At 37.4% G+C, this 17,645-nt stretch carries 15 protein-coding genes and 1 pseudogene; 8 read left to right on the plus strand and 8 right to left on the minus strand.

The features are described 5' to 3' along the window. Positions 1–126 precede the first annotated feature (126 nt). On the minus strand, positions 127–726 hold the full coding sequence (locus tag H5084_RS04565) for a short chain dehydrogenase (RefSeq protein WP_028868431.1): 600 nt from the start codon (positions 724–726) through the stop codon (positions 127–129). Between the two features lie 161 nt (positions 727–887). On the opposite strand from H5084_RS04565, the gene H5084_RS04570 reads away from it, so the two are divergent. Then, positions 888–1,784 carry a LysR family transcriptional regulator gene (locus H5084_RS04570; RefSeq protein ID WP_182689666.1) on the plus strand — a complete coding sequence of 299 codons (897 nt, stop codon included), beginning with the start codon at positions 888–890 and terminating at the stop codon, positions 1,782–1,784. A 217-nt stretch (positions 1,785–2,001) separates the two neighbouring features. Here the strand turns inward: H5084_RS04570 and H5084_RS04575 are convergent, their stop codons facing one another. Continuing rightward, complete coding sequence (locus tag H5084_RS04575; RefSeq protein ID WP_182689667.1) at positions 2,002–3,192, minus strand: MFS transporter; 1,191 nt, start codon at positions 3,190–3,192, stop codon at positions 2,002–2,004. A gap of 142 nt (positions 3,193–3,334) precedes the next feature. On the opposite strand from H5084_RS04575, the gene H5084_RS04580 reads away from it, so the two are divergent. Further along, positions 3,335–4,216 carry a LysR family transcriptional regulator gene (locus H5084_RS04580; protein WP_182689668.1) on the plus strand — a complete coding sequence of 294 codons (882 nt, stop codon included), beginning with the start codon at positions 3,335–3,337 and terminating at the stop codon, positions 4,214–4,216. A gap of 159 nt (positions 4,217–4,375) precedes the next feature. On the opposite strand, the gene H5084_RS04585 is transcribed toward H5084_RS04580, so the two are convergent. Continuing rightward, positions 4,376–5,254: a LysR family transcriptional regulator gene (locus H5084_RS04585; protein WP_028868434.1), complete on the minus strand. Its 879-nt coding sequence runs from the start codon at positions 5,252–5,254 to the stop codon at positions 4,376–4,378. Between the two features lie 138 nt (positions 5,255–5,392). Between H5084_RS04585 and H5084_RS04590 the strand changes: the two genes are divergently transcribed. Then, positions 5,393–5,806 (plus strand): PACE efflux transporter, encoded by a 414-nt coding sequence (locus H5084_RS04590; protein WP_028868435.1) that lies wholly within the window; start codon positions 5,393–5,395, stop codon positions 5,804–5,806. 270 nt (positions 5,807–6,076) lie between these two features. Here the strand turns inward: H5084_RS04590 and H5084_RS20025 are convergent. Then, positions 6,077–6,603 (minus strand): annotated as a pseudogene (locus tag H5084_RS20025) (paraquat-inducible protein A). An 893-nt stretch (positions 6,604–7,496) separates the two neighbouring features. Between H5084_RS20025 and dgcN the strand changes: the two are divergent. The 3 genes from dgcN (at position 7,497) to H5084_RS04610 (ending at position 10,431) form a co-directional block, all read left to right on the plus strand. After that, positions 7,497–8,501: an N-acetyltransferase DgcN gene (dgcN, locus tag H5084_RS04600; protein ID WP_182689669.1), complete on the plus strand. Its 1,005-nt coding sequence runs from the start codon at positions 7,497–7,499 to the stop codon at positions 8,499–8,501. A gap of 10 nt (positions 8,502–8,511) precedes the next feature. Continuing rightward, complete coding sequence (gene dgcA, locus H5084_RS04605; protein WP_182689670.1) at positions 8,512–9,489, plus strand: N-acetyl-D-Glu racemase DgcA; 978 nt, start codon at positions 8,512–8,514, stop codon at positions 9,487–9,489. Between the two features lie 81 nt (positions 9,490–9,570). Beyond that, a complete protein-coding gene (locus H5084_RS04610; protein WP_211235643.1) occupies positions 9,571–10,431 on the plus strand; it encodes a D-amino-acid transaminase in 861 nt (286 codons plus the stop codon). Positions 10,432–10,579: 148 nt separating this feature from the next. Here the strand turns inward: H5084_RS04610 and H5084_RS04615 are convergent, their stop codons facing one another. Next, positions 10,580–12,145, minus strand: a complete 1,566-nt coding sequence (locus tag H5084_RS04615) for a hypothetical protein (protein WP_182689671.1) — start codon at positions 12,143–12,145, stop codon at positions 10,580–10,582. Between the two features lie 686 nt (positions 12,146–12,831). Between H5084_RS04615 and H5084_RS04620 the strand changes: the two genes are divergently transcribed. Continuing rightward, positions 12,832–14,103 carry an IS4-like element ISMps1 family transposase gene (locus H5084_RS04620; protein WP_182689672.1) on the plus strand — a complete coding sequence of 424 codons (1,272 nt, stop codon included), beginning with the start codon at positions 12,832–12,834 and terminating at the stop codon, positions 14,101–14,103. A gap of 945 nt (positions 14,104–15,048) precedes the next feature. On the opposite strand, the gene H5084_RS04625 is transcribed toward H5084_RS04620, so the two are convergent. The 3 genes from H5084_RS04625 to H5084_RS04635 form a co-directional block, all read right to left on the minus strand. Beyond that, a complete protein-coding gene (locus tag H5084_RS04625; RefSeq protein WP_084296244.1) occupies positions 15,049–15,234 on the minus strand; it encodes a hypothetical protein in 186 nt (61 codons plus the stop codon). A gap of 564 nt (positions 15,235–15,798) precedes the next feature. Continuing rightward, complete coding sequence (locus tag H5084_RS04630) at positions 15,799–16,077, minus strand: hypothetical protein (RefSeq protein WP_182689673.1); 279 nt, start codon at positions 16,075–16,077, stop codon at positions 15,799–15,801. A gap of 139 nt (positions 16,078–16,216) precedes the next feature. Beyond that, entirely contained in the window at positions 16,217–16,666 is a 450-nt protein-coding gene (locus tag H5084_RS04635) for a hypothetical protein (RefSeq protein ID WP_028868442.1), read from the minus strand. 494 nt (positions 16,667–17,160) lie between these two features. Between H5084_RS04635 and H5084_RS04640 the strand changes: the two genes are divergently transcribed. Then, the gene (locus H5084_RS04640; protein WP_182689674.1) at positions 17,161–17,562 is read left to right on the plus strand and encodes a hypothetical protein; all 402 of its coding nucleotides are present in this window, start codon (positions 17,161–17,163) and stop codon (positions 17,560–17,562) included. The last annotated feature ends 83 nt before the right edge of the window (positions 17,563–17,645 follow it).

Raw genomic sequence — 17,645 nt, forward strand, 5'->3', positions numbered from 1 at the left:
ACATAGCTATCGTTGAAATTAAACGTCTAGATAGGTTGTTAAGTAGACAGAGAGCTGTCGTTAAAATAGTTAAATACAGGATATATTATAAGCTCCAACTCTATTGGAGCTTACTTTTATCACTTGTTATAGATAATCTACAACATCGAATGCTTGCCCTGTCTCTTTGCTCTGTATTGCATGTCTATACGCTTTTGCTGTACCTGCGGCTGAAATTCCATCGCTACTGTCCATGCCCATTAACTCCATCGTCTCTTTAACAAAGCGAGGGCTAACCGTATTGACACGAAGACTCATACCTAATTCAAAAGCAGCCGCTTTTGCAAATGAATCTAGTGCTGCATTAACCATACTCACCGCAGCACCACCAGCCATTGGATTTTGTGCAAGGTAACCAGATGAAAATGTAAAGCTACCGCCTTCGCGAAGGTACTCTTTACCTATTTGAAATAAATTAATATTACCCATCACCTTATTATCTAAAGATTGTTTAATATCTTGATAAGCAAGTTCCTTTACCGGTGCAAATGCGATTAGGCCAGTGGTAGAAATAATGGCATCAACCGTACCTATTTCTTTAAAAAGCGCTTCAATAGTACTGCGATCTTCAATATTAACTTGGTAATCACCGCCTTTGAAACCAACACGGATCACGTCATGATCTTTTAATTCATTAACTATCGCTTTCCCAATTGTGCCCGTTGCGCCAACTAATACTACTTTCATATGTTTTACCTCTGATTGTTATCGTTATGATGTAATTTATATTTATTACGTCGCTATGTTGAATTGGATGCTACGCCTAATCATTACATTAAAAAATATCACCAATATGAATTCACTTGTGATAAATTCTGATTAATAGTGCCGTATGGGAATTACAAAACGTGGATATCGTCAAATCGATTAAAATTTTTCAACAGGTAGTTGAAGATCAGAGCTTCACACGGGCAGCAAATCACTTAAACCTTGTGCCGTCGGCGGTCAGTCGCCAAGTTAGTGAATTGGAAAAATGGCTCGGGGTAAGATTGATTTATCGTACTACTCGCTCATTACACCTGACTGATAATGGTAGACAATATCTGGATAAAATGGCGGATATCTCTAGCCAAATAGAAGCGTTGCAAGTATTAAAAGAAGATCAATCGCAACTGACGGGAAAAGTAAAAATTACCGCGCCGATGATGATTGGTAACCTTATTGTTCCGAAACTGTTGTTGAAATTTAAAGCCCAACATCCTGATGTGAATATTGCTTTAACCTTGATGAACCGAAAAGTAGATCTTATTGAGGAAGGTTTCGATATTGCAATTAGGGCTGGGCATTTGTCTGACTCTAGTTTTTACGCGCGTAAAATTGGTGAGATTGCCTTTAAAACCGTGGCCAGTAGTGATTATTTAAAAAAGAGCCCATCACTAAACGAACCAAAAGATATCTATCAACATAATTGTATTGTGAATACTGGACATGCAAATCCCAAACGTTGGTCATACAAGATTGACCATCAAATTAAAAGCATAAAAGTAAAAGGTGATATAGAAACTAATGAATCTGCCTGTATTTTATCCTTTGCAAAAGCGGGCTTAGGATTAGCCATGCTCCCAGAACTGTATGTGCGAGAAGATTTAGCGAATGGTAATTTGCTAGAGGTGCTCAACGATTTTGCTGCTGCCCCCTTACCGTTAAATGTTATTTACCCTTCAAATAAACTGCAAAGTGCCACCATAAGCGCTTTAATAGATTTCTTAGTATCAAATTTCGAAAACACAGCTTCTAATAACTAAGCACTGTTTACCAAAACAGATAAAGAGACATTGATGTCTCATACGAACACTGATGACAACGTTATGCTATGCCGTGAGAGCTTTCTTATAACTAGCCGCTAGGGCTTTCTGATTTAGGCTTTCAAAAATATAACAGAGATGGAGAATCGCCTAAAAGCAAAAAGAAGTGGCACCTTATCGTTACCACTTCTTCTTATTCTTATTAAGCTAAAGGCGCTTAAGCAGTTTGTACTAACAAAGCTTTCTGCTCTGCTTTTTTGTCTAAACTGCCACTAAAGCGGGTTAATACTAACGCCAATAAAACCACAATCGCCCCCACCCAAGGTGTATTCATAAGGCCTGCACTTTCAACGATTAAACCACCACCCCAAGCACCTAGTGCAATACCGACATTAAATGCGGCAATGTTAAGACCAGATGCAACATCCACTGCATTAGGTGTGTGTTGTTCGGCTAGTTTGACAACGTAAACTTGTAAACCTGGGACATTACCAAACGCAAAAGCGCCCCACACTAAAATAGTGACCACAGCAGCAACTGGATTAACCGCCGTAACACTGAATACTAGCAACACCGTCGCAAGTCCTGTAAAAATAATGGAAAGCGCTTTAATTGGCCCCATTTTATCTGCCATTTTTCCGCCCCAGATATTACCAACTGCAACAGAAACACCATAAACCAGCATAATCAAACTGATCGCACTTGAGTCAAAGCCTGAGATTTGCTCCAGAATAGGCGCCAAATAAGTAAATGCGATGAATGAACCACCATAACCAATCGCTGTGATGGCATACACCAACAGTAAGCGAGGCTCTGAAAGGACTTTTAATTGTGTAGAAATCTTACTTGCTGTTGCTTGCTTTAAGTTATTTGGCACTAACAATGCGCTACCAATGAGTGCAATCAAACCTAACAGTGCCACCACTAAAAACGTTGCTTGCCAGCCAAAGGTTTGGCCAATATAAGTCCCGAGCGGTACTCCCGTTACCAATGCCACAGTTAAACCTGTAAACATAATGGCAATCGCACTCGCGGCTTTCTCTTTTGAAACTAACCCAGTCGCAATGGTGGTGCCGATAGAAAAGAAAACACCATGCGCTAAACCAGTTAATAGTCGAGCGCCAATTAATGTTTCATAACCTGGGGCTTGCCATGCCAGTAAGTTACCTGCGACAAAAAGTGCCATCACAGCCAGTAATACATGCTTTCTATTCCACTTACCTGTTAATGCAGTTAATACTGGTGCTCCAACGGCAACCCCTAGTGCATAAAGGCTGACTAACAGACCCGCAGATGGCAACGATACATTCAAATCTTGCGCCATTGTTGGTATTAACCCAACAATAACAAATTCGGTTGTTCCAATAGCAAAGGCGCTAAGCGTCAATGCAAATAATGCTAAAGGCATAATTTTTCCTCTTTCTCTGTTTACAATAAATTAAATGGGTGTTTTGTTTGGAAAGCATTATTGTTTAGTTTTATTTTGTAATAAATGGCATTATTAACAAATTACTTTTGTAAAAATTGCAAATATAAGAAGGGATAACAACATGCTGACTCGTTCAGACGACTTACAGATTTTATTGGCAGTGATCGACAGTGGCGGTTTTTCTGCTGCGGCAGAGGCTCTGGATATTCAAGTTGCTAAAGTCTCTCGTGCTGTCAGTAAAATAGAAAAACAGCTTGCTGTTACTATTTTAAATCGCACCACACGTCGTGTTGAGTTAACCGATGAAGGCAGACAGTTTGTTGACTCGGTTCGTATTGGGTTATTACAAATTCAGCATGCAGAAGAAGATCTCGTCGCTCGAGGAGAGTTGCCCGCTGGGAAATTACGTGTTGATGCAGCCAGCCCTTTTGTTTTGCATCAACTGGTACCTTTAATCCACTCTTTTAATAAAGCATTTCCTGATATTCAATTAGAGATCACCTCCAATGAGGGGGTTGTAGATCTGTTAGAAAAAAGAACTGACATGGCCATCCGTATTGGTAAATTAAGTGACTCAACCTTGTATGCGAGGCCGCTAGGAAAAAGTTTATTATATATCGTGGCATCACCAGAATATTTGGCGAAAAGAGGTTTACCAAAACAACACAGTGAATTAACAGGTCATCAATTGATTGGTTTTACGGGCGCCAAAGTATTAAACCGTTGGCCGCTTGCTGGAAGCGATTATATTACCCCTTCATTGACAGCCAGTAACGGTGAAACAGTACGTCAACTCGCCCTTTCAGGGAATGGCATTGCTTGCTTATCCGGTTTTATGGTCAAAAACGATATCGCTGCGGGTAGATTAATACCGTTATTAGAGCATGGAAAGCTAATCAATACCGAGCGAGAACAGATTAATGCTGTGTTTTATAAATCATCTTCTGTAGCTAGACGTATATCGGCATTTATAGATTTTATACAGCCTAAATTGTCCTTATGATACCCAGTAGTCTTTGTGATATGCAGTTGTCTTTGTTATATAATTATCTCCAATTACCTCTATGAATGACAATTTACAACTTGAATGCCATCAACATACCAAAGACACTTATCCAGTTGAAATTAAATGATCACAGTAATTTACTGATTTGGCATCACGTTAGTTATCTAGCAATTGTGTGACAGCCTCTGCCAACCATTGTAACGCAGGCCCTCTTTCCTTTTGTTTGGTCATTACCCGTTCAATCTGCACAGGCCAAGGTTTATGATCAAAACTTAGCTTCATTCTGACCATCTTCCCTTGAGATTCATATTGTTTCGCCATATAAGCGGGTATATAACTCCACCCTAGTCCTTCCATTACCATGGTATTAACTGCGTTAAATGTATTACCCCGCCAAATATGTGAAGAGATGATTGGGCATTGCGCTGCGGCCTGACCTTCGAGCCCACGGTTCAATAGTTGACGATGAGGGATCAAATCTGAAACCGTCACCACATCTAAACTTGCCAGTGAATGTGTAGGGCTCACAACACCATTAAACGGCAAACTACCGATATAACATAAATCCACTTGTTGCGGAAAATTACTACTAGAGAACATTAACCCCAAATCGGCTCGCCCAGTTTGTACTAGGTCTAAAACGTCAGAGGTGGATACTCCATACAGTTCTAATGCTGTCCCAGGGAAATTAGTTGAAAACTCACTAAGTAGGCTTGCTGTCATTGGCAATAATGAATCATCAACCGCCATTTTTATATTTGTTTCATGAGATAAATTTAACGCATTATTGACAGAATCGAGCTCATAAGTTTGCTGAAGAATTGCGATAGCAAAAGGTAATAGCCTTTCTCCTTGAGGGGTTAGTGAAGGTTTACGACTGGTGCGATCGAACAAGGTAGTATTGAGCTCGACTTCTAGATTTGCGATACCCTGACTGACAGCAGATTGCACTTTCCCCAACTGACGAGCACAGGCAGAGAATGAACCTGACTGTGCGGTTTCAACAAACATTCTTAACTGTTCTAAATTATACATATCACTTTTCCTGATGGTAACTAACTATATTCTTTCAAAATTAATGATTATTATAACAACCAATAAGTAGCTAACCACTACTTAGTTAAGACTTACAACAAATTAATGACAACCAAACTAAAACATAACGAGATTGATATGAAAACTAAAGAACGAATTTTACACAGTATATTATTTGAAGCGATAGCCTTATTTTTTGTAATAACTGCCGCCTTAGTATTTACCGATACAGGGATCGCATCAGTTACCGGATTGGCAATAGGTTTATCAGTGTTGGCAATGGTTTGGAATTATATTTATAACTTAGTATTCGACCAACTGTTCGGACAAAATCGTATAGAGCGTTCATTTCAAATGCGTATTAGTCATGGTATTGGTTTTGAATTTGGAATGATTATTGTGACACTGCCATTAATGATGTGGGTACTGCAATTAGATTTTTGGACTGTATTTATAATGGATATTGGCGTGGTCGTTTTCTTCTTAGTGTATGCCATTATTTATAACTGGTGTTATGATTTAGCCCGCGAACGGATTATTTGTGCAGAGTAACATTACCGATGCATTTATGGGGCCTGGTGCGGAAAAATTACTTAAAGCCTGCTGCTTACTGGGTATTTAGAAGTAGTGCAAAGAGCATGCGGAAATATTGAACGTTCAGCAGCATCTTTTCCTCTAAACTTGTAAGTAGAAACATAAATGCCCCTCTTCGGTTACTGTTACTAATTAACTACCTACAAGTTTATAAACTCAACAACCTCCTACAAAAGTAGGTGGTTGCTGAGTTAGACTTTCTTGAATCTTGGCTATCTTTATGATTATTTATTCCTTAATAATATAGTCATCACGCTGTATTTCGTTTTCATCGTCTGTTTTTTTTAGTTTTAATTTAGACACGTTACTGGTGATAAACATTAACAACAGTACTGCAATACCAAATAAATAAAGGCCCGCATGCACTTGGATACTGGCAATAACACCTAACTTTACCGTGACAATCAACATAGCCACCTTCCATATTCGTGCATCAAGTAAAGTAATTTCTTGTATTGTTTGGTAGAGGTTATATTCGATTGTAATAATAGAAATAGAAATCCAATTTTACAGATAGGTAATACCACACTGAATATACCGACAGTCAAAAAAATTAAAATTTGTCCCTGACTAACCAGTTCGGCTAAACCAGAGATAATCGAAATGGAGTTATTTATAACCATAAACTTAGAAATGGTGATCATGGGCAGAAATAAACCGAGTAAAAAGAGAAGAGTCGCCAAGATTAAAAGCCAACGTAATGCTTTCACACTAAATAAAACGACATTTAATCGGTGAACATAATTTTGTGACATATTAGAGCTCCTATTTCTCTGTTACTCCCTACTTCCAATGGCTTGAAATAGTGTTGTTTGGATATGTTATAAATACGTGGGCTATGATGGTGAACACATTATGACATATGCACTATAAATTGGATTCAAGCTTTTGCTGTGACACCAAACAAAATAAAACCAGATATCATTTAAAAGCTAGTTTTAAAAGGTTCGAGCTAAAGGTTAAACATGAACCTGTTCAGGCTGTTTGGATGTCGATTCCTATTATAAAAGCACACCATTAAACCAGTTAAATAAAGCACTATTAAAAATTTTATCCTGCAGCATAACTTCCCCATATACCGTAAATACTCGCTCCTAAACCAAATACTTTTATTTAACAGCTTAACTGCTCTTTATTACCGTGCAGTAGCAGCAGATTCGGATAATAAAATGCAAGTTATTAAGTTTACAATGACACATTTACAAATTAAGCCACTCTAAATCCAATGCACCAAAATAGCCCAAAAGATCAAAAATGGTGCGAAAAATAACTTTTTTAAAAAATATTCGCATAATCAAACAATAATATTAAACCCTAAGTTAACCAAATTTACTTTTTTCAACTACAAATCGAGAAATACGTTCCAGTATTAAACACTAAAAATATCGAAAAAATAACATTAAAAACTACTATGGTGATTATATTTTTGATTAACAGTTTTTTCTTCTGTTGTATTTATTCTATTGTTTTTCCTACTAAAAATTTCTCTTATTTTTACAGAGTAGAAGTTAATTAATATTTATTTATGGCACAAAAGGTGCTGTATTAAATTTAACTGACTAATGATAAGTTTAATATTAGGTCGTTTCAATCAGCAACTAAACGTTAACCAATGAGGTTAGTTTTACTACCAATAGGAATCAAAAAAATGGAAATCAAAAAACCTTATTTACTATTTTTAGGTGATGCACAAGATCCTCTTGCAGCAAAAGTTGCTCAGGGAATAAGCCAATGGCATCCAGAATATTGTGCTGGTCAATTTCGCATGGACTCATGTGTTGCTGATTGTGGTTTGACGGATATGGATATTGCACAAGCGAAAGCAGCTGGCGTTAAAACATTAGTTATTGGCGTTGCTAACCGTGGCGGTATAATCTCTGAGCAATGGATTTCAATTTTGACGCAAGCACTTGAAGCAGGTTTTGACCTAGCAGCAGGCCTGCACAATAAGTTAAACGATATTCCAATACTTAAAGCATTAGCAGATAGCTTAGGCCGTGAATTGTTTGATGTTCGCTTCCCAACACAAACATTCCCCGTGGCAAGTGGTTTAAAACGAACAGGTAAGCGCGTACTTCAAGTCGGCACTGACTGCTCAGTAGGTAAAATGTATACCGCTTTAGCACTTGAAAAAGAGATGCTTGCACAAAATATGAATGCAAGTTTTAGAGCGACGGGTCAAACAGGTATTCTTATTAGTGGATCTGGCGTGAGTATTGACGCTGTGGTGGCTGACTTTATTGCTGGCGCGGTAGAAACTATTGCGCCAGATAATACTCCAGATCATTGGGATGTTATTGAAGGTCAAGGTTCATTATTTCATGCTTCATTCTCAGGTGTTACAGCAGGTTTAATTCACGGCTCACAAGCTGATGCATTGATTTTATGTCACGAACCTACACGAGAACATATGCGCGGTTTACCAACATATCCTTTACCTGACCTAAAAACCTGTATGGATCTCAACCTTACTTTTGCACGTATTACCAACCCCGATGCTCAATTTGTTGGTATCTCTGTAAACACTTCCAATTTGTCAGAAGCTGAAGCTGAAAAATACTTAACAGACATTGAAGCTAAATTTGCTTTACCTGCTGTTGACCCTTTCCGTGAAGGTGTTTCTCGTATTGTAGAAAAATTAAAAGCAATCTAGGGGGTTTAATATGAAGGTTAAACTTGTTAGCGAGAGCTTCCTTATTCGCGGTACTTTTACCATATCTCGAGGCAGTAGAACCCATGCCAATGTAGTTGTCGTCGAACTACAGCAAGGTGAATATGTCGGTCGTGGGGAATGTGTTCCCTATGCTCGCTATGGTGAGTCGATCGAATCGGTACTCGCTGAACTTGAAACCTTGGTCGCTAAGATTGAATCTGGTTTAACCCGTGAGCAAATGCAATCTTTATTACCAGCAGGCGCTGCTCGTAATGCTTTAGATTGTGCTTATTGGGATTTAGCATGTAAACAACAAGGGCAACGTATTTGGCAGCACATACCTGTGGCGCAACCTTTATCATTACTCACTGCTTTCACACTTTCACTTGATACACCAGAGTGCATGAAGAAAGCCGCAATTGAGAATGCCCATCGTCCACTATTAAAACTTAAATTGGCGGGCGAAGGTGATATTGCACGTGTGACCGCCGTTCGAGAAGGATCACCAAAGGCACGTATTATTGTTGATGCCAATGAAGGTTGGGACGAAGCATTGTATTTAGAAATTGTTCCAGAATTGGTCAAACTCGGTGTTGAAATGATTGAGCAACCTTTTCCTGCGGATAATGATGCTGCATTGGAATATCTGCCCAGACCCATTACATTATGCGCCGATGAATCTTGCCACGACAGAACAAGCTTGCCAAAAATCATCGGTCGTTATGACATGATTAACATAAAACTGGATAAAACCGGTGGCTTGACTGAAGCACTCGAACTTAAAAAAGCAGCGCAACAAGCAAACCTACAGGTAATGGTTGGCTGTATGCTTGCCACCTCTTTAGCGATGGCGCCTGCATTTATTGTTGCACAAGGTGTGGATGTTGTCGATTTGGATGGCCCACTGCTACTGGCTGAAGATAGAGAGTTTCCTTTTACTTTCACTGCGAGTTCAATGCACGTTTGTGATGTTGAACTGTGGGGATAATTTCCCACTTTATTTTATGACAATAGCAACTGTTTTACGACAAGAGCAATAATAAAACTGTTGCTACCTAACGAGGTATAAATGATGGAACGTATCGTCTACTTAGATGGTCAATTTATTAACGAAAGTGAAGCAAAAGTTTCTATTTTCGATCGTGGTTTTTTATTTGGCGATGCTGTTTATGAAGTGACAGCAGTCCTTGATGGCAAGTTAGTTGATAACGATGGCCATATGGTTCGTTTGCAACGTTCATGTAATGAATTACAGATTTCATTACCCGTTACCACTGAAGAAATCACCAAAATTCAAAAAAGCTTAATCGTAAAAAACAATCTCAATGAAGGTGGTATTTATTTACAAGTAAGCCGAGGCTCTGCTGGTGACCGTGATTTTGATTATCCAGCGGGTGTCAAACCAACATTAGTTTTATTCACACAAGCGCGCTCATTGCTAGATACGCCAAAAGCGGTTAAAGGCATGAAAGTGATTACCATCGAAGATATTCGCTGGAAACGTCGTGATATTAAAACCGTTTGTTTACTTGCACCTTGTATGGCAAAGAAAGCAGCAACCGATGCAAAAGTTGACGACGCATGGCTTGTTGAAGATGGTTACATAACCGAAGGTAGTTCGAATAATGCTTATATCGTTACGCAAGAAGGTGTTTTGGTCACTCGTCCATTAAGCAATGATATTTTGCATGGCATTACCCGTAAAGCTTTATTAACGCTTGCCAAAAAAGAGAAAATCACTATTGAGGAACGCCTTTTCAGCGTTACAGAAGCACATCAAGCAAGTGAAGCTTTTGTCAGTTCAGCAACGACTTTTGTTTGGCCTGTTGTTGAAATTGATGGCAGAACAATTGGAACAGGTACTCCTGGGATAGTTGCAAATAAGTTACGTAAAATCTACATTGAATTAGCAAAAGAAACTGCTGAATAAATTTTAATATTTATGGGCCCTTCCTTTAGATCGCCTCGATTTTGCACGCAGAAATATATAGCGACTCAGTAAAAACTAACATGAGTTCCCACGGTGATTCAAATAAAGATCCGTGGGAACTCATTAAAATGTGACGACTCAATAAAAATCAATTTACACTTGGTGTCACTGTGACTTCAATAGGAGTGTAACAAACCGAAGCTGAGGCTTCTTCACCATATAACGTCGCATTGGTTGATGCACATACATCTTGTACTGCTGATAATCTGCCATCGCTAGTTGATCCCCAAGCATAGACAATATTCTGATCTGTAACCGCAAAGTGACTTGATGTATTAGCGCTTAAAGAAGCAATAAAGAGCTCATCTAAGGCAGCTACTTTAACGGGTTCAATAGCAAGTTGACGTTCAATACCACTAACATCAGTTTCGTAGCCATTCGCCATGTAACCCGCTCCCATATCTCCCCAAGAATAAACATCCCCTTTCAAACTTAAGCCCTGTGCATTACGACTACCACCTTGGAAACTAATCAGTCGATCATCCCCCATCGCTGCAGATCCTGTCGATAAGTTAGCTATTACTTCAGGTAGCAAGATATTTGCAATATCCGATACTTTATAGACAAAACCAGTACTAGTCGACGTACCTTGTGCTAATGCACCATAGCTATTATTGCCCCAACCATAAACGATACCTGCATTATCAACGGCTAGACCAAAATCAGCTCCCGCTTCAATAGCAATGATATCTTTTCCCTCAAGAATTTTTACAGGTGTAGAACGGTCAACACTAATAGAACCGTCTCCAAGTTCACCACCGCTAGTGTTATTACCCCAAGAATAGACATCACCTTGATCTGTCAATGCATAAACATGCATATCACGTATTGCAACATCGACCACAACCTCATCTGCCGGTATAAGCACTAAACCAAAGGTGCTTTGATCATCAGTGGAATCTTCAAGTCGCCCTAGTTGCAAATTGCCATTATCTCCCGCGGAATAAAGTTTCCCAGAACGTGTTACCACGAAACTACTATTACTTCCTGAAGTTGCATAAACCGCTAATTCTCCATTAGGTAATGTCACTTCAATAGGTGTAGTTACTGGGTTTTTATTACCTGTCCCTAGTTCACCACTAAAATTCGGACCGAAAACAAATAATCTGCCCTCGGTTGTTACTAAAGCACCATCAACCTGATCAGTTGAAACACTTTTAAAATTTAATGATTCATCACTCAATGTCATCCAACCTGAGGCGGCATTATATAACCCATATTGACGCTTAATATTTCCTTCGATATAACATTCATTCTCTGCTTCAGTTAAGGTGTCTTTCCCGTCCTCATTAAGTTCTGTACCGGGTTCTAAATCCATATCAGATTCACGACCTAACTTAAAACGTAGCTCGCTACCGCAATAATGACTTGGAGATTCAGCGTAAACAATGCCAGCATAGTTTTCACCGAAACTGAAAGGTTTACCTTGTGCTGATAAACCGAGTGTATGGTGGTTACCGGCAGACAAGATGATATTGCGATCAAAATTCATCCATTTTAAATATGCATAAACTTTTGCATCTCCTAGCGTATTGGTAATATCTGTATATTCACGGTCAGTAATATCTGTAAACTTTGTGTTTATTTCATTCAAATCAGAAGTATCTAAAGCTAACCCATTATATACGTCGTTATCTTGTTCAAGAGCGATCATCGCCTACAATAATTTAACACTTTGAGTTTCTTGGTATCTTTCCTCTCCGACCAGAGAAGCTAGTTTAATATTGGCATTTGTCTCAACTTCTGTCAGGCTATATTGCCCCAAACTAAAAGTGATCGTTTCTCCGTTTCGATATTCAAATGAACCAGTTTCATCGGTTATTCCTGTGATAGTTTGAGTTTCATATTTTATGACCTGAAACAGGCACTTCTAACTGACCAATCGAAATTGGTGCTAACACTTCGACCTTATCTATAGAGTTATCGTCGCAAGCCGTAGTTAATGAAACTACTGTGTTCAATATAAGAGCGCTCTTTAATCTTTTGTCCATACTAATACTAACCTTCCTTTGTTGTAAATGTTAATTATTCGCACTTCATGTTATTGAATATCTCAAATCTATTTTTTAGTTGTTTAATAACTTAACGAGTAATATTCACATTAAAGTAGTTGTATATATATCTTAAAAATCAGCATTTTGAAAAAATAGTCGATTAAGCGGTGTTACTCATCTAACAGACGACTTTGATATTTTTAATAGCAATGCATAGATGACATTGTGATTAGCAAAGCTAATAAGGCCTCATAGGTTGGATCTTAAGAAGAAAATCAGTTGAAAACATGCTCTGAATTTGATCTGATAGTAATCGCCAAACCACTATCAATGAGCAAATCAGAGCATGAATAAAGATAATACTGAGTTACTGCAAATAACTAAAGTGCTTAATGAATTAAAAATTAATGAAATAGGTAAAAATGTTAACTTTTGTAACCGAAAACGAATTATTAAACCTTTTGAATTGGTGATGTCGTTAATCACTGCTTTAGGTGATAAATCAGTCGATACGGTAACAGATTTACATCGTTATTTTGTAAAATTAACTGAAACAGATGTGCAGTATAAGCCTTTTCATAATCAGCTGAGTAAACCGGAATTTGTTGAACTGATAAAAGAGTTAATTGGGGTTGCTGTCAATGATTGGCAGCAACAAGTGCTTGGCACTGAAGTTGAGTTATCAGCCTTTAAAGGTATCGTATTACAAGATGGTAGCTCGTTTGCTGTTCACGATAGCTTAAAAGATATTTTCAAAGGTCGCTTTACCAAAATTAGCCCCGCAGCCATCGAGGTTCATGTTAGCTGGGACGTATTGAAAGGCTACCCTGAGCAAGTATCTATCAGTCCTGATAGTCAAGCGGAGTATGACTTTTTACCCGATGCAGACGCATTAGCAGGTAGGTTATTGCTGGCTGACCGAGGTTATTTCAAGCTTTCATATTTAGATGAGATAGACCAGGCTGGAGGCGCTTATGTTGTACGTGCTAAAACAACAGTTAATCCGATGGTTGTTGCTGGATTCAATAAAGCGGGTAAGCCATTAAAACGGTTTCAAAAAATAAAACAGAAAGCGGTTAAGAAGCATATTCGCCGTAGCGGCATTGTGGACATGGACGTAGAAGGGAAAACAAATTATCGATTAATTGCCAGTTGGCCGGAAGGAAAAGATGAACCGACTTATTGGGCAACGAATTTAGATAGAGAGCAGTTTAGTGCTGAAAAGGTGATTAAACTCTATCAATTACGCTGGCAAATTGAGCTCCTCTTTAAAGAGTGGAAATCATATTGTAACTTACAAAAATTTAACACTCGAAAAGCGACAATGATGGAAGGGTTGGTCTGGAGCAGTTTACTCTCATTGTTGGTTAAACGACGTATAGGGTTAAGTGTTCAGCAACTTACTGGCGTTGAGTTATCGACGTTTATGGTTGCTAAAAATACACAGGGTTGGTTTTATCCCCTGATGGAATTGATAACGCAAAACATATTATCGAAGCTCAAAAAAACGTGGAAAAGCACAATTCATTTTCTGTCAAAATATGCCAAACGGGCACCCCCTGACAGAGATAAAAAAACGGGACGATTACAATACGGGTTAAAACCCATTATTTCTTAAAGTCCAACCTATGAATAAGGCCTAAAGTAACGACAAGATCTATACTTTGAATTCGCCAGATCATTAAATTATATTAGGTCATACAAACGCTTTGACTAATTTTTATTCAGTGAATTTATCAACGATTGATAACGTTTCAAGGAGTTGGAAAACAGAGTTTTGATAAACTGAGCAGGTAATAATGTGCAATTAAGGCTTTTGATTTTATTTCATTCTAGGGCTGATGAGGTAAGATCGACAGATCACGGGTGATCATGTTTTGCCTAGGCACTACACTCGACTTTTCTTCTTTAATAATTACGCACAAAACCTAGCGGTGGTTGATTATGCAGCAAGAGTCTTAAAAAATTAATTTATATGATTTTTATGAAGTATTCAGTGAGGCACTAACAGTTTCAAAATAAAGCTTCGCTAGCATGTATTTGAGACTATCTGCGAACACTTTGGTTTGAAAGCCAATGAAGCCCTTTTTAGGATCTACAAGTTGCAAGTATTACTACTGCAAAATCCTTAGGTATGCACACTCTTTTAGTCAATAGAAGTGATATTGAAAAATACCATGCTTGTTATAAAACAGAAGGTCTAACAAGCTATGTCGCATCGTTGAGAAAATACCTAACCGCTAAACGGCATGTCGGGGATTGACAGTGTTGTTTAGGATGATATTGCACGTATCTGTTGTATCCCTTTCAGTGTTAATTAGGGATTAAATGCTCATTCAGTAGATTTATGAGATATAAATAGCCGTTTTATGTACTTCAGAACCAATTTTCACTACTAAAGATTATATTAATAGTTTTTATGATTGGGACAAAGTTCCTCCTACAATTTAATCAACATGAATAGGGTAAGAAAATAAATAGCCGCTTTGATATGATTATCTTTAATTTAAAAAGGGACATTTTCTCTCCTCCCTTTTGATTTACTGCTTAAGTAATCTATCAGTTAGCAATTACCTTTTTTAGCTTGGCCTGGCGGACAAAAAGAGCCTTTATTCTTCTGAGAAACCTTGCCGTTTGCGCTATCATCAACAATAACTTCTGGACCAGAGACTTTTATTGAAGGGCCTCTTAATGTACATCCTGTTATTAAAATTAATATTGAAAGTGAGATTAAAGTCTTTATTTTCATTGTTTTACCTATTTTGTTATATTTGTTATTAACGTTTTTTATACCGTTGGTTATGATTAAATTCTAGTCAAAGATGAAGTTCGTTTTTTGCCTTTCTTTTTTACCTTCCAAGGTAAGATCAAAAACAACATTAAGAGTATTTAGCTCCTGATAAATGACCATCATTGATTTATGCTCCCCGTTAGACAGTTAAAACTAAAATTTGTTCGTTTTTATTAATAATCTTTAAAATCAAGATGCATTTTTCAGTCGCTAACACAAAACGCATAGGCCATTCGTAATATTTTTTTCTTACTAGCAATTAACTGAATTATCGATCGGTAAAAGTGATAACAAGTATTTCTCTCTTAGATGATTTGGCTGACTAATCTTGATTCAATGCTACAACGTTAATTTATTTTGTTTATCTGTATTTTTCGTTGATGATTACCGCTCAAAGATCTGGTCCTAAGGCAAACCTCAGCTTAAGTCTCTATTGAGCTTAGCTTATTTCGATATAGGGTATACCCAGTTGGTTTCCAGTACTTTGATGATGAGATAGTTCAGTGATACTTTCTATTTAGACTAAAATATTTTCAACAAGCCAATCGTTAGAATTGTTCCCGTCAAAGCGATTACAATCAATGATAAGCGTTTAGTATTCTTAGTTTTAGCATTCATGAAAGCAAAAATCGCCCAGAAAAAGGATAAGGGCACAGTTAATAAGCCCGAAACCGCGTACGCATAACGTGCAGTACTATCGGGTGATGTAAAATTCACACCTATATAAAATAGAGCCTCACCAACCACTAATAATAAAATACTTAATATAACTGCTCTATTGTATTTCTTGGATTCTTCCATAAACCAGCCTCCATTGTTAAAATACTAACCAAACAGTAACCTTTATAGCCTGTCTATCCAAATTTATAATGCTCATTAATGATCAATGATTTTTAATCAGCATTAATCACAAAAATAATTAAAACTTGATAGTAACCAACTATCTGCGCGGGTCAAATGCTAAATAATTAACAGCTCCGTAATGGCTATCTTGTTTTCTCTTATGTTGATTAAGTTTATGTCTATTTTTTTGGTGCTTAACACTATGATGTTGAGGATTAATAATTTTATTCTTTGATACAATAATAGACAACAATGGTATATGGCTTGTATTAATTTCAATAAAACTCCCTACTTGTTTGCGATGCGTCTTTAGTTTTACATTGTGCCGATTTTTGTTGTGATACTGGTTATTGTAATTACTGCTGTTGCGATGATGTTGATTATGACGTTGAGTTACTATCTGCACCGGTTTATGTTCAAATTTTTGAGCATTTTGTGGTTCGTTATTTTTACTACCATGGCGTTGTTCGTTTGCAATAGCAGGCGTCGCTACTACAAAGTTAAAAGCAAATAACGTACTTAATAATCCCATTATTTTATTGTTCATATTATTTTCCTAGTTTATAAAGGACAAAAACTTTAACAAGTTGAATTGTTGTGGTATTCCTTTATGTTTTGTTAAATTTCAATAAGCTTTAAGGTATGTTGTCTATATGCAGGATCTGCTTTGAAAGCCACTTGGTTTGAATATCTAAACTATAAAGATAAAATGTGCAGAAAGTTTGTAGAGAATATGAAGATTGTCATTCTAGACTGAAATTTGAAAGAATGACGCTAATATTGAAAGTGATTGAAAACAAAATAAGCCTCTGATAAATAAACAATTAACTCAATGTCATTTGTAATTGACCATGTTTATGGTAACTAATTGATAGGATTGACTTCAGTCAAGCCCTGCTCATTCCATTTGATAAATATCGATTTAATCTGTTTTAGATTAGAGCCATGTAACACACTTACTGCTTGGCAGTAGGTAAAATCAGACTATATTCGTTGCATTAAATCATTATTAACATAATCAAAACATAACAAGGATAGTTTATGAAACAGTTAATTTACGTATTTTTTCTTTCCTTTTTGCTGCAAGGTTGTGCAGGAGAAAGACATAGTTATACCGAATTAGTTGAAAGTGATAATGGTATCTCGGTTATAAAGTTACACCAAGATGAGGTTAAAGAAGTACTAGCAATTGGTGATGGATTTCCAGGCCGCTGGGGATATTACCCTTCGGTAATCTCATCTTCTCCCGACGTTGCTAGTATAAGTTGTGAAGCATCTAGAAGTTTAATCCCATTTCGGGAGCCTGGAATGATATTTGGTGGCGAAATTTGTAAGATTACGGCGCATAAGAAAGGACAAACCACACTCTATTTTGGTAATAGGTACCCTCTTAATGAAAAAAACTACCATGATAAAGTTGATGTGATTGTTAATGATAAATAAACAATGTTAAAAATTCATAAAAGGTGAATGTTGAACAGAGGAGCTTGCACTTAACGTTATATCTTATGCACGCAAAAAATTGC

Source organism: Psychromonas sp. SR45-3 (assembly GCF_014163575.1).
GTDB lineage: Bacteria > Pseudomonadota > Gammaproteobacteria > Enterobacterales > Psychromonadaceae > Psychromonas > Psychromonas arctica.